At 65.3% G+C, this 14,587-nt stretch carries 7 protein-coding genes; 1 reads left to right on the forward strand and 6 read right to left on the reverse strand.

Annotated elements, in window-relative coordinates; all coding sequences use genetic code 11:
* Positions 1-30: 30 nt before the first annotated feature.
* From KHO30_RS12300 to KHO30_RS12320, 5 genes are all read right to left on the reverse strand, one after another.
* On the reverse strand, positions 31-1,761 hold the full coding sequence (locus KHO30_RS12300) for a cyclic peptide export ABC transporter (RefSeq protein WP_211701164.1): 1,731 nt from the start codon (positions 1,759-1,761) through the stop codon (positions 31-33).
* A 67-nt stretch (positions 1,762-1,828) separates the two neighbouring features.
* Complete coding sequence (gene fhuB, locus KHO30_RS12305; protein ID WP_211701165.1) at positions 1,829-3,850, reverse strand: Fe(3+)-hydroxamate ABC transporter permease FhuB; 2,022 nt, start codon at positions 3,848-3,850, stop codon at positions 1,829-1,831.
* Positions 3,847-4,800, reverse strand: a complete 954-nt coding sequence (locus KHO30_RS12310) for an ABC transporter substrate-binding protein (protein WP_211701166.1) — start codon at positions 4,798-4,800, stop codon at positions 3,847-3,849. The genes fhuB and KHO30_RS12310 overlap by 4 nt, the downstream gene beginning before the upstream one ends.
* A gap of 1 nt (position 4,801) precedes the next feature.
* A complete protein-coding gene (locus KHO30_RS12315; protein WP_208620610.1) occupies positions 4,802-5,653 on the reverse strand; it encodes an ATP-binding cassette domain-containing protein in 852 nt (283 codons plus the stop codon).
* Between the two features lie 18 nt (positions 5,654-5,671).
* Positions 5,672-7,870, reverse strand: coding sequence for a TonB-dependent siderophore receptor (locus KHO30_RS12320; RefSeq protein WP_211701167.1), 2,199 nt, complete (start codon positions 7,868-7,870; stop codon positions 5,672-5,674).
* Positions 7,871-8,126: 256 nt separating this feature from the next.
* Here KHO30_RS12320 and KHO30_RS12325 point away from each other — a divergent pair, with 256 nt between their 5' ends.
* Positions 8,127-8,945 (forward strand): AraC family transcriptional regulator, encoded by an 819-nt coding sequence (locus KHO30_RS12325; RefSeq protein WP_211701168.1) that lies wholly within the window; start codon positions 8,127-8,129, stop codon positions 8,943-8,945.
* Between the two features lie 47 nt (positions 8,946-8,992).
* Here KHO30_RS12325 and KHO30_RS12330 read toward each other — a convergent pair whose 3' ends face one another.
* Positions 8,993-14,578 carry a non-ribosomal peptide synthetase gene (locus KHO30_RS12330; RefSeq protein ID WP_211701169.1) on the reverse strand — a complete coding sequence of 1,862 codons (5,586 nt, stop codon included), beginning with the start codon at positions 14,576-14,578 and terminating at the stop codon, positions 8,993-8,995.
* Positions 14,579-14,587 lie beyond the last annotated feature (9 nt).

Below are 14,587 nucleotides of genomic sequence, written 5' to 3' on the forward strand. Positions count from 1 at the left end.
CGGTGACGGGAACGCGGCCGCGGCGCCGCATCATGAGGCACTGGCCGCAACCTGCGAAGCTGCCGGCACGCGCACGGGCCGAACCTCTTCGACAATGCGGCCTTCTTCGAGCCGGATGTAGTGGTCGGCAGCGCTGAAATAGCGATCGTCGTGCGAAATCACAATCAGGGTCTTGCCCTGGCGTTTCAGGTCCGGGAGGATTTCGGTGTAGAAGATGCGCCGGAAAGTCGGGTCCTGGTCGGCGGCCCATTCGTCGAGCACCATCACCGGGCGGCGTTCGAGATAGGCGTGCACGAGAGCGAGCCGCTTGCGCTGCCCGGTCGACAGATCGGTGGTCGTGAACGCGCCGTCGCGTACCGAGACCTTGTGGGCAATCTCGAGCCGTTCGAGATATTTTTGTGCTTCGGCGGTGAGGGCGGCTTCGCCGGGAATCAGCGTGTCGAACAGGTAATAGTCGGAGAACACCGCCGAGAAAAGCTGGCGGTAGTCGTCGAGATGTTCGTCGCGCACCGCTTCGCCGTTGAGCAGCAACTGTCCTGCGTCAGGCTGATACAGTCCGAGCAGAAGCTTGATCAGCGTGGTTTTGCCGCAACCGTTCTCGCCGACGATAAAAAGCGTCTCGCCGCGTTCGATCGTGAGGCTGAGCGGCCCGAGTTCGAAGCCGCTGCCCGCGCTGTCTGTATCGCTTGTGCCGCTATCCGCGGCGGGGGCATCGCGTTCGTCCTGCGGCCGGGCGAAGCGATAGTGGGCACCGGCAAGCGCGATCGTATCGAACACATCGGCGAGACGCTCGGGCGAGCCGGTTTTGTGGCCGGCGACGAGCGACGGCTCGCGGGTCGAAAACCGGGCGGAGAGTTCGGCGATGCGCTGAAATGCAACTTGTGCGCGGCCGATCGACGGCAGCGCGCCGACGATCTCCTGGATCGGCCCTTTCATATACAACAGAACCAGCACGAAGCCGGTGATGATCGTGCGGTCCGCGCCCGGCGACCACGTCTGCAACGTCAGCATCAGACCGACCACGATAAAGAACAGCAGCGAACCGAATGCATTCGCGCTGACGAAGACATTGGCGGCGCGCACGCGCAGCCGGAAGATCGCCTCGATGGTGCCGGACAGTTCGTGCTCGAAGACGAAGCTGCGGCGCTGGCCGTTCAGACGCAGTTCCTTGGCGCCTTCAGTGATCGAGCGATAGTGTTTCTGCAGGCGATCTTCGGCTTCGCGCGCCGCGCCGAAACGGCGAATCCCCACGCGCCGCGCCAACGTTTGCACGATCGAGCCGAGAGCGATGGCGACGAGCGCGATGACCAGCAACATGGGTGACAGCACAAACAGATAACCGAGACAGCCGACGATCGTCGCGGTGGCGATGGCGAGGCTCGAGAACATGAACGAAAACGAACTGATCGTATCGATGTCCTGATTCAGTGCGGTGATCAGCCGATGGCTGCGAAACTGTTCGATCTGACCGATCGGCGCGGCCATGATCTTTTCGCACAGATTCTTGCGCAGCATCGCGATGACGCGCTGGCCGACGAGGTTGTTGCCGATGTCCGAGATGACTTCGCCTGCAAGCGCCAGCACGCACAGTCCGGCGAAGCTCCACAGCAAGGTTGGCAAGGCCGCGGCGCCGTCATGCAGCGTGCGATTCGTGACTGCCAGCAGGGCGGCGGTGGCGATGCCGCTCGCGGCGCCCATGGTCGTGGCGAGTACGGTAATCGGCCAGAGTCGCTTAAGCAATCTGAGCAGTTCCGCAAGCATCGTGTTCTCCTGGAATATCTAAAGTTCTAGTGCAAAAAGACTGAATGGTGGGTCGTGCAGGCGTGCTTTAGCGGCGCCGGCCGAGCAGCCACATCAGATAAGGTGCGCCGATCAAGGTCGCGACAAGGCCCGCCGGCAGCTCGCGCGGCATCAGCAGCGCACGGCCGAGCCAGTCGGCCGTGACGATCGTCAGCGCGCCGATCGGCGCGGCCAGCAGCACTTGCTGCAATGGCCGGCGCGCGCCGAGAAGACGCGCGAAATGCGGCGCGGTCAAGCCGACGAAAGACAGCGGACCGACGACCAGCGTGGCGGCAGCCGTCAGCAGCGCGATCAGACATAGCAGCGTAAAGCGGGCGCCGCGCGTCGATACGCCGAGCGCGCGCGCCGATGCTTCGCCAAGCGGCAGGATCTGCAGCCAGCGGTTACACAGCGGCGTCAACGCGCACAGGACGACGCACAGAACGAGTGCGAGCGCCGCGTCGATTGGGGTGATCGTGTAGGTGGAGCCGGCGAGCCATTGCAGCAGCGTCGCCGCTCGCTCGCCGCCACTCGCAATCGCCACCGCGACCACCGCCTGGAACAAGGCGCCGATGGCAATGCCCGCCAGCAGCACGCGATCGGGTGCGAAGCGCGAGCGCTGCGAAAACCAGAGGATCGCGAGCAGGGCGCTCAAGGCGCCTGCTGTGCTCGCTGCGATACGCTCGATGTGTCCCGCGTCATTCCATCCGATCACCAGCGCGATCAGACCGAGTGCCGCGCCGGCGCTCACGCCGAGCACCTCGGGGCTGGCGAGCGGATTGCCGGTCACCCTTTGCATCAGCGTGCCGGCTACCGCGAGCATGGCGCCCGCGGCAAGCGCGGCGGCTGCGCGCGGGACGCGCCAGATGGCCACGCGCGAGAACTCGTCGAGGCTGCTGAAATGCCAGCCATGTGGGCCGTGGCCGAAATCCAGCGCGAGCGCGGAGACGACGAGCATGAGCAGTGCGATGCCAAAGAAACGCCGCCGCAGCGAAGCAGGGGGCACTGAATGACTGCGGGCGATGTCTTCGCTGCTGGCCGGCAGCCGCGTGGCCCGATGCATCCGGGCGAGCAGCATCAGCATCAACGGTGCGCCGAACAACGCGGTCGCCGCGCCGGTCGGAATCAGATCGCCCATCGCGCCGGACAACTGTTGCACCGCTTGATCCGTGAGCCACAGAATCAGCGCACCGCACAACGGCGCGATCACCAGACGCTGCGACAGGCGGCGCGCGCCCACCATCTGTGCGAGCGCGGGCGTGGCCAATCCGACAAAGCCGATGACCCCGACCGCACTGACGACGGCCGCGCTCAGCACCACCGCGAGCGCCAGCGCGACGAGCCGCATGCGGCGCAGCGACAGACCGAGACTGCGGGCATTGGCGTCGTCGAGACCGAAGAGCGTCATGGGCCGTAGCAGCAGGAACGCGATCCCGCCGCCGATCGCGAGACGCGATGCGAGCATCGTCACGTTGCTCCAGTCCTGCTGGATGAGCGAGCCGCCGCCCCAGATGAACAAGCTCTGCAGATACGGTGCGTAAAACAACTGGAGCGCGACGCCGATCGATCCGCAATACAACGTAACGACGAGTCCCGCGACCGCGACCGTGACCGGCGCGAGCCCGCTGCGCCAGGACAGGCCGAATACGATCGCTGCAGTAATCAGCGCGCCGCCGAGCGCGACCCACTGGCCGGCGCCGCCGAGCAGCGCGGGCGCCCATAGTGTGGCGACCGTCAACGCGAGTTGCGCGCCGGCCGAGACGCCGAGCGTCATCGGCTCGGCGAGCGGATTGCGCAATACCTGCTGGAAGACCGTGCCGGCGAGTCCGAGAATGGCGCCGCACAACCAGCTGACCACGAGACGCGGCAGCCAGCTATCGTGGGCGATGATCTGCTGGATGTCGTGCGTATCCGGCGACCACAGCGCGTGCCACCACAGCGACGGCGGCAGAATCGCAGAGAGACTGTCGATGCTTAGCGCAACGGCTGCGGCGAGCACGAGCAAAGTCAGCGCGGCGGGCAGCCACGGACGTGTCACGAGATGCGGTGCGTGTGGGCGGGCGATATTCATAGGCGTGCCTGCGTTGCCACCGCGGCGTCGGTTGCCGGGGCGCGCGTGAGCGTAGCGGTCAGCGCCTCGGCAAAGCGCGCGGCCGAAGGCAGCATGCCGAAGCCCCAGAACGGCGGCAGCATGGCGACACGTCCCGCGGCAACCGCGGGCAGCGCGTGCCACAGGCGGTTCGAGCTCAATGTGCGCGCGACGCCGTTCGGCAGCGGATCGAAATAGAGCACGTCCGCGGTGGGCGATACGGCGAGTTTCTCGAGCCCGGCCACGCCGATACCCCAATAATCGGTCGGACCATGCCAGGCATTGGCGACATCGAGCGCATCCATCACGTCCTGGAACAGACTGCGCGCGCCGTACACGCCGACATGCCGGCCATCGAAAAAACGGATCAGATAGAGCGGCCGCTGTGGATCGGGTCCTTGCAGCCGGGCGCGCCGCGCTGCGATTTGCGTGCGGCTTCTGGCAAGCACGCGCTCAGTCGCGTCGATCAGCGCGTGGCCCGCGCCGGTGCGGCCGCACAGTTCGGCCAGTTGCAGCGTGACGTCCTGCGAATGGCGATAGGGCGCGCCGGTGTCGGTATAGACGGCGAACGCACGCACCGGCGCGATACGCTCGAGCATCGCGCGCTGTGATTCCTGGCTCGAGTTGATAAGAATGAGATCGGGCGCGAGTTGCTGTAAAAGTTCGAGGCTCGGCGCGAGACGCAGCCCGACATCGGGCACGTGTGCCGGCACGAGCGGGGTGACCACGCTGTCGTTATAGGCCTCGGTCTCGGCGACACCCACGGGCGTGATGCCGAGTGCCAGCAGCGTTTCGACCAGTCCCCAATCCAGCACGACGAGGCGCGGCGCGGGCGCTGGCGTGATGAGGTTCGCGGCCGCGCGCGCGCCGGCTAGCGGGGTGCCGAGCAAGGGCGCCAACACGGCGGAACGGAGAAAATCGCGGCGTCGCATATCAGCGCGCCACGCCGAGCCGGCTACCGTTATGCGGATGCACAACGATATCCATTGGAATGCCGTAAATCGATTCGAGCACGTCGGCGCGCATGAGCGCTTCGGGCGTGCCGCTTGTCAGCAGGCGGCCGCTATGCAATGCGATCAGTTCGTCGCAGAAGCGCGCGGCCAGATTGATGTCGTGCAACACGATGACCACCGTCAACGCGTGGCTGTCGGTCAGTTCGCGCAGAAGCCGCAGCACGTCGATCTGATGCGCGATGTCGAGTGCGGATGTGGGTTCGTCGAGCAACAGGCACGAAGCGCCTTGCGCGACCAGCATTGCAAGCCAGACGCGTTGCCGTTCACCACCCGACAGATGATCGGCCAGTTGCGACGCGAAGCGCGCCGTGTCGGTGAGATGCAGTGCTTCGTCGATTTTTGCGTGATCCGCCGCACGCAGGCGGCCGAGCGCGCCATGCCACGGATAGCGGCCCAGCGCGACCAGCTCACGCACGGTCATGCCGGTGCCGGTGGGCGGATTTTGCGGCAGGTAGGCCACCTGCCGCGCGAAGTCGCGGGCGGGCCACGCGGCGACGCCGGTGCCGTTCAGGCGCACCGTGCCGCGCGTGGGCGCCTGTTGACGCGCGAGCAGCTTGAGCAAGGTGCTCTTGCCGGAGCCGTTGTGGCCGATCAGCGCGATCATGCGTTCCGCGTTCAACGAGAGGGTGAGCGGTTGCAACAGGACCCGGCCGTCGGCTTCGAACGACGCGCCGTCAAGCTGGTATAACGCGCGGGGCGCCGGCCCGGCGGTGTCGTGATGTGCCAGGCTCGCCGGTCGCTGTTCGAGTTGCTGCTGGGTCATGTCGTTCAACACGCTTTTCCTTTTTGCTTACCAGCGGTAGCGGGCGGTGGCGAGGACTTCCACTCCGTCGCCGTACGTGCAGGTCGCCGAGCTGAAGCAGGACGCGACGTATTGACGGTTGAACAGGTTCTTCGCGTTCAGCGAGAAGAGCCAATGCAGACCGGTGTCGTAGTGGACAGTCGCATCGAACAGCGTCACCGACGACACCTTGATCGAATTGGACGCGTCGTAGCTGGAGCCGAGATACCGGACGCCACCGCCGAAGCCCAGGCCGCGCATCGGCCCTGCATGCAGGGTGTAGTCGAGCCATGCGGACGCGATGTTGCGCGGGATGCCCCACACGCGCTTGTTCTGAAGCGACGTCGTATCGCCCGAGATGGTCGTCGTCGTGTCGTTCGACTCGGTGGTGACGTCGTTCAGGTAGGTGTACGACGCGACGAGATCCAGGTTGTTCGTCAGGCTCGCATGACCTTCCAGTTCCAGGCCGCGCGCGCGCACTTCGCCGGCTTGCGTGTAGTAGCCCGAGTGGTCGAGGTCGGAGGTCAGCACGTTATGTTCGGTCAGGTTGAACAACGACGCCGTGATAAAGCTGTTGTAGCCAGGCGGCTGATACTTGACGCCTACTTCATACTGCTGCGCGGTGGTCGGCTTCGCCATGCCGCCGCCGTAGAGCTGTCCCACCTGCGGGTCGAACGACTTCGAGAAGCTCGCGTACGGCGCGATCCCGCTGTCGAACAGATAGACAAGACCGGTGCGCCACGTGAACGCACGCGCTGATTGCGCTTCGTAAGAGGCGGTGACGGGATTGTTGTCGTCGGCTGAAACCCAGTCTTCGCGCGCGCCGATCAGGAAACGCCACTTGCCCCACGCCATCTGGTCTTGCGCGTAGACGCCAAACTGTTTCTGGCGAATCTGGTCGTAGGAGGTTTCGGCCGGCATCGTGTTGTTGCCGTAGACCGGGTCGAACACATTCAGCGACGATGCGTTGAACGCGGCACCCACGTCTTCACCATAGAGCACGCGCTGGAAGTCGAAACCGAACAGCATGGTGTGCGAGACCGGGCCGGTATTTACCTTGGCTTGTGCCTGATTGTCGATGCTGAAGACCTTGGCGCTTTCCTTGTTGAAGAACGTGTAGCGGTTCAGCGTGGTGTTCGAACCGGAGGCATAGCCGTACGGGAACACGTTCGCGAGATCGTCTTTCACGTAGGTGTAGTGCGTGTTCTGGCGGAACGTCCAGGTCGGATTGAACCGATGTTCAAACTCGTAGCCCACCGAAAGCTGCGTGCGCGAATGATGATCGAAGTCAGGATCGCCCACGTTCGTGTGCGACGAGATCTGGCCTGCCGGGTTGAACAGTACACTGCCAACCGCGGGGACGAAGTTGTAATAGCCGACGTCCGGATCACGCTGGTACTTCGCCAGAACCGTCAGCGTCGTGTTTTCATCCGGCTTCCACGTGACGGCCGGCGCGATGTAGATGCGCTTCTGCCGCGTGCCTTCTACCTGAGTGCGCGTGTCGAGCCCGGTGGCGGTGAATCGGTACGTGAGCTTGCCGTCGGTGGTCACCGGGCCACCCAGATCGACGCCCGCCTGCATGCGATTGTGGCTGCCGGTGGTCACGAAGACTTCGTGAATGGGCGTGGCGGTAGGTTGCTTGCTGACGAGGTTCGCTACGCCACCGGGCGCGGCCTGACCGTACAGGACCGATGCCGGACCGTGCACGATGTCGATGCGCTCGAGCCCGTACGGGTCGAAACTCGGGATCGCGTAGCCGAAGCTGACATCGCTCGGCATCCGGGCGCCGTCCAGATACTGCTCGAGGTAGAAGCCGCGGCTGAACAGATAAGACGCGCCGGCCGCCGAAGCGCCGCGGATTTCCGGCAACACGCTGGCGGTGTAGCGCAACGCTTCAGCAACCGTCTGCGCACCTTGTGCGGTCATCTGGTCGCTCGTCACTACCGACACCGATTGGGGCGTCTCGATCAGCGGCGTGTCCGTCTTGGTCGCCGTCACGGCCGTGATCGGCACGTAACCGTCAGCCGATCCGACGCGCGAGTTGTCCCGATTGCCCGTTACCTTGACGGTCGGCAAGCTGGACACTTCGGCGGTTTTGCCCACCGCGTCGTCCGTTGACGATTGTGCGTACACCGCCGATGTTCCGCTCAGCAGACAGAACAGCAACGCATTGCTCAGCGCGGTCGATCCGCGCACCCCGGTACTCATGTTAATTCCCCAATTGACTGTTAATGATAGTGAGAATGATTCGCAATAAATATAAAACTGCTGGTTTGGCTAGCTCTTGATGGCTATCGATACATCTTTGAACCGGGTGGGGGTACGACGGAAGTGCGGGCCGTTACGCAGGCCGCATAGCAATATAATCTGATAGCCTGTCGTCAGTCAGGACAACATTGACATAAAAATGGACATAATTGGCTGAATCGATGTATCAAACGAAAATAAAGTGTTTAGTTGGGCCATGACACGACCCAAACTGCAAACGTTCGGCGAGAGTTTTGCCGGTCGAAAAGTGATCGCGCAAGCGATCGACTACGTCGACGGAACGCATGAAATCGCCCACTGTCATCATCGCGCGCAACTGGTCTACGCAACCAGCGGCATCGTGCGTGCGATTACGCCGCTCGGTCTGTGGATGCTGACGCCCGGCAACGCCCTGCTGATCGGATCGCAGATCGAGCATGAATTGCATATGGTCGGACAGGTCTCCATGCGCACGCTGTACATCGAGCCGGACTCGCTCGCGCCGCAAAAACAGGAGTGCCGTGTGATCCCGGTCGGCGATCTGCTGCGCGCCACGATTCTCGGCATGTTCGACTCCGGTCCCGATGAAGCCGGCGAGAGCCGCACGGCTCTGATCGTGCCGTTGATCCTGCGTCTTCTGGAAGATGCCGCCGACGCTGCAGACGCCGCAGACGGCGCGCGCACCGCGCGCCTGCCGCTGCCTGCCAATGCCCGCCTGCGGAACATCTGCGAAAGTCTGATCGCGCAACCCGCTAGCAACGACACGCTGGAGTTGTGGGCTGATCGGGTCGGCGCCAGTTCGCGCACGGTTGCCCGGCTGTTTCGGCAGGAAACGGGCATGAGCTTCGGGCAGTGGCGCGAACAGTTGCGCCTTGCTGAGGCGATGTCCAAACTGTCGGTCGGCCACGCGGCGAGTCAGGTTGCGCAAGACCTGGGTTATGCCGACGTGCGCACCTTCACCGTGATGTTCAGGCGCGCGTTCGGCAGCACGCCCCAGAAGTTCCGCCAACAGTTCCGCGAACCGCCCGCCATATGACGTAGCGCGAGCGTACGCGGCACGGGTCTCCAGCAGCAGGCGCGATGTCATTCGAATAGTCCACGTACGCTGTCGAGCAGCATCGGGTGATGCATGATGCTGGTGTGTCCAGCGGGGATTTCCGCCAGCACGGTTTCGCTTGCGCCGGTGCGCGACGACCAGTCGCGCGGTTTGCCGCTGTCGATCGATTCGGTGGACCACCAGAGCGAGAGCGGTGTGCGTAGCGCCGGCATCCGGAAGGTCTCCACAATACGGCCGTGCTCGAGAATTACGTCGCAGGCATCTTCGAATAACGTACGCTCGGCGGCGTTCACACCGCGCGCGGCATGCTGTGCAATCCAGATCCGTAACGCTCGGACTTCGGCCTGCACGTTGTCGTCGAGATCGCGATCGGGCAGTGCGTCGATGATCCCGGCGAGCGCGACCTGTTCACCGCAACGCTCCAGTTGCTCGACCATCGACATCACCACCCGTCCACCGAACGACCAGCCGAGCAACCGGTAGGGCCCATGTGGTTGCACCGCACGGATACGTGCAACGTAGTCGGCTGCCATGTCGTCGAAGTTTTCCGCATACCAGGTGCTGTCGCAGAGCAACGGTGCCTGCAAACCGAACAGTGTCGCCTTGCCGTTCAGCGCTTTCGCGAGCGACCGGTATTCGGCCACCAGGCCGTGGCCCGCATGAATACAGAACACTGCATGCGGGGCGCTCAGATCGTTGAGCGGGACAATGCCCGCAGGAAGCGGCCCGAACCGCGCAGCATGTTCTTCCGCCGCCGCCGCCGCAGCAGCAGCGGAAGGCGGCGGTGCGAGCCGTGAGCGCGCGAGGGCGCCGAGTGCGACCTCGAGACGAACGCGCTGCATCCACAGCGCGAAGACCGCGCGATCTTTTTCGACTGCCTCGGGGGAGTCCTGCAGGAGCGATGGGACGAGTTCGTAAGCCGCTGATTCACCCACGTCGGGGCGCGCCGTTACATTGTGCGATTGAGCAGGCGCGGCATCGGCGTCGGCATCGATCAAACCGAGCAGCACGTCCTCGAAGCGGCGCGTGAGCCGCGTTACGCTCGCCTCGCTCAGCACGCCGGGGCTGTACCGCCAATGCACGCTCAGGCGGTCAGCGGAGATCAGCGCGCCGATATCGAGTGCGTGATCCATCGTGTCGCTATCGTCCGCTTGCGCGCCGGAGCGCTCGCCGGCAAAGCCGAAGCGGCCATCTGAAGGGAGTGCCTGATCGAATCGTCCGAGATAGTTGAAGCGCAATGACGCAACCGGCAGTGCGGCAATCGCCGCGCGGCTTGCGTCCTCGCCGAAGTACTGCAGTGCGCCCCACGAAAAGCCTTTGTCGGGCACCGCGCGCAGGACGTCGCGCACCATGCCGAGTGTGTGCGCCGGGTCGGCATGGTGCGGCAACGCAAGCGGATATTGCGTCGTGAACCAGCCGACTGTGCGGCTCAGATCCACGTCCTCGATCAGATCTTCCCGGCCGTGGCCTTCGAGATCGATCAGCAGGCGCGCTCCGCCGGCCCATGGCCCGAGCGTCTGCGCAAGCGCTGCCAGCAGGATTTCCTCGGTGCGCACGCCGTCCGCACGTGAGCCGCGCTGCAGCAGCTGCTGGGTCGCGTCCACCGTCAACTTCACTGTCACCACGCGGCTTGCCGACAGACGCCGGTCGCCTTCACCCTCGAGCGGCAGCGCGGCGGTCGCGCCATGCAGCATGCGCTGCCACCACGCCAGTTGCCACAAACGTTCGGCCTGCTGCGCGTAGCTGGATTGATGCGAGGCCCAGACGCTCCACGGCGTCGTGATAGCCGGCAAGGCGGCATCCGGGCGTTCATACAGCGCCTGCAACTCTTCGAGCAGAACGCGCCATGACACGCCGTCGACAACCAGGTGATGAATCACGATCAGAAGACGCCGCTCTGCGCCCGCTTCGAAATACGCCGCGCGCAGCAACGGCCCGTGTTGCAGATCGAGGCTGCGATGCAGCGCCGCACCGGCGGTGGCGAGGTCGGCTTCCCATGTCTGCGGCGCGAGCAGTATGTGGTGCAACAAGGCTGCCGTTTCAATAGAGGCGACGCGTTGCCGCCAGCGCGGTGCGCTGCCGTCCGGCACGCTGACGTCGCGTTCGAACCGCAGGCGCAGCGCGTCGTGCCGCGCGACCCATTGCTGCAGCGCGCCTTCCAGCGCGGCGGGATCGAGCGCGTCGCGTACTTCCAGCAGGACCGCCTGATTCCAGTGCGCGAGCCCGTGCGGATGCTTGTCGAAGAACGCGGCCTGGATGGGCGTCAGTGGCTGCGAGTCGCGCAGTTCGGCGGCGCTTGCGGACTGCGCGTCTGCATCGACATCGCGCGCCACCTGTGCCATTTGCGCGATGCTCGGATGTTCGAACACCTGCTTCGGCGTCAGCACGAGACCCGCGGCGCGCGCACGGGCCAATAGTTGCAGACTCAGAATCGAGTCGCCACCAGCCGCAAAGAAATTGACGGTCACGCCGCCGACCTCGCATCCCAGCACCTGTTCCCATATCTCCAGCAACACCTGTTCGCGCCGGTTGCGTGGCGCCACGCGCTCCGCCGCCGGCGCCGTGACCGGTGCGGGCGCCGGCAATGCGCGGCGATCGAGCTTACCGTTCGCCATTGTCGGCAGACGCTCGAGCGTGATGAAGGTGGCCGGCATCATGAATACCGGTAGCCGCTGCGCGAGCGCCTCCTGCAGCGCGCCGGTTTGCGCGTTGCCGACGACGTAGGCGACCAGTTGCTGCTGTTCGCCGTTCGCGTGCAGGACGACGGCCGCTTCGGCCACCTCCGGGCAATCACGCAACGCCGCTTCGATCTCGCCGGGTTCGATGCGCTGGCCGCGCAGCTTGACCTGCTGATCGAGCCGGCCGAGAAACAGGATCGCGCCGTCTTCGCGTACGCGGCACAGGTCGCCGCTGCGATAGAGGCGCGCGCCGGGCGGCCCGTCCGGATCCGGCACGAAGCGTTCAGCGGTCAGCGCCGCGCGGCCGAGGTAGCCGCGCGCTACGCATGCGCCGGTGATGCACAGCTCGCCTGCGCCGCCGTGCGGCATCCGGTTGCCGTCGGGATCGAATACGACGGCGCCGCGTCCCGGATAAGGGCGGCCGATCGGTACGACCGCCTGCGCGGCATCCGCGCCGCACGTGACGTGGTGTAACGCGGCGATCGCGGTCTCGGTCGGTCCGTACAGATTGTCGAGTGCGATGTGCCGTAGTGGCCCGCGTTGCCAGCGCTCGAGCGCGTCGCCCGGCAAGGCCTCGCCGCCCACCGTGACCTGGCGCAGCTCGCGCAGCGCTTCGGCAGACGGCGCGCTGCGCTGCCACTGCTGCCAGAGCGCCGTGGGAATGCGTGCGAAAGTGACTTTGCCGTCGACGAGCGCCGCATTCAGCGTGTCGAGCGTCCACGCCTGCGGCCCACGCATGCGCACGGCGCCGCCGGCGAGGAGCGCCGGCAGGAGCTCGTGCAACGCGACATCGAAATTGATCGTCGACGATTGCAGCATCACGTCGTCGGCGCCAATGCGGTAAGCGTCGCAGAAGTCACGCAGATGCAGGCTCAGCGCTTCGTGATCCAGGGCGACGCCTTTCGGACGGCCGGTCGAGCCTGAGGTATAGAGCACGTAGGCGAGTTGGCGGGGATGCACGGGCTCGTCCCAACCAGTGGCGTCTTCATTGGCGACGTCGTCGATATCGATCTGCGGGCGGGCGGCGAACAGTTCGCCGAATCGAACCCCAGGTTGGCCGCCGGGTTGGTCACCAGACGGATCACTGCGGGCGCGATCCACGATGACGGCGACCACGCCCGCATCGTCGAGCATGTCACGCAGACGCTCACTGGGGTAATCAGGGTCGAGCGGCACGTACGCGCCGCCCGCTTTCCACACCGCCAGCAACGCGGCCGGCAGTCCAGCCGACCGTGTCATGCAGACGCCCACGCGCGCATCGCGTCCGACGCCCACGCTTTTGAGGCGGCGCGCGATCCGGTTGCTCCACTGATCGAGCTCACCGTAGCTCAGCATCGCGTCGCCGCAGTAAACCGCGGGCGCGTCGGGTTGCGACGCCGCGCGAGCAACGATGCGCGGCACCACGGGCAGAAACGGATAGCGCAGTTCGGCCTGCGAAACGAGCGCCGCGCCGGACAACGCGATGTCGCCAGGCTTGAGCGCCGGGTCGCCGACGAGTTGTTCGAGCACCGCGCGATAGTCGCGCGCGAAGCGTTCGATGGTGGCGGCGTCGAACATGTCGCGCGCGTAGCCGAAAATCGCCCGCAGGCTGTCCGGCGCTTCTATCACGTTGAGCGTGAGGTCAAAGCGTGCCGTGCCGGCGTCGCTGTCCACCGGCGTGGCACGGAGGCCCGGCAATTCGATGCGCGCGGCCGGGTCCGCGTAGTCGAGATTGAACATCACCTGAAACAGCGGTGCGTGAGACAGATCACGGTCGGTCTGCAACCGGTCGAGCAGATGCGCGAACGGCAGGTCCTCGTGCGCCTGGGCCTCGAGCACGGTATCGCGCAGTGTGCGCAATTGCTGCTGCGCCGGCAGCGATGCCGATATCCGGCTGCGGATCACCAGCGTGTTGACGAAAAATCCCATCACCGCGTGCGTCTCAGCGCGTTGACGTCCCGCCACCGGCACGCCGACCCAGATATCGGCTTCGCCGCTATAGCGATGCAGCAGCAGGTTGAAGGCGTGCAGCAGCGTCATGAACAGCGTCGCGTCGTTGCGGCGCGAGAGGTTTTTCAGCTGGGTCGCGAGCACTGCGTCGAGATCCAGCGCGTGACGCGCGCCACTGCCGTCGCGCAGCGCCGGTCTGGGCCGATCCGCAGGCAGCGACAACACGGGCGCGGTGCCCGCCAGTTGAGTGGTCCAGTACGACATCTGCCGCGCCAGTGTGTCGCTGTCGATCCACTCGCGTTGCCATAGCGCGACGTCGCTGTACTGAAGCGCGGGTCCTGCGGACGATAGGGCGTGGCCGCGCTGCGCCTCGCCGTAAAGCGAGACGAAGTCGCGAATCAGGATACCCATCGACCACGCGTCCGAGACGATGTGATGGATCGCGATCTGCACCACATGCGACTCGTCGCTTATCCGCAGCACCTCGAAACGCAGCAGCGGGTCACGTTCGAGGTCGAAGGGCAGCGCGGCGTTGTGCAATAGTCGGGCGCGTAAGCGCGCCTCGCGGTCTTCAGCGCTGGTGTGGCCCGCCGTCGCGCGCAGATCCTGATAGACCGCGCGTATGCCCGTGTCCGCTGCGCGGGCAAACTGGAATGGCACGCCGCCGTCTTCTCCGAAACCCGCTCTCAATACTTCATGACGCTCGACGAGCGCCGCGAGCGCTGCATCGAGCGCGGCCGTATCGAGCGGCCCATCGAGGCGCAGCGCGCGCGAGATGGTGTACGCGTTGCTGGCGGGGTCGAGCCGCCACAGGAACCACAAGCGTTCCTGGGCGTGCGACAGCGGCGCACGTGCCGGCCGGATCGCGAGCGGCACGATCGGCAGGATCGACCCGTCGATGCCGTGCTCGCGCAGCCGCGCCTTGAAGCGGGCCCGCTTGTCGGCGGGCAAGGCGGCATAACGCTGCGCGATTTCGAGGTTTTCTTGACTTGCGTCGGTGGGCATAGGGTGTCT

Origin of the sequence: Paraburkholderia aspalathi, from assembly GCF_905220735.1 — a bacterium.
Taxonomy (GTDB): Bacteria; Pseudomonadota; Gammaproteobacteria; order Burkholderiales; family Burkholderiaceae; genus Paraburkholderia; species Paraburkholderia aspalathi.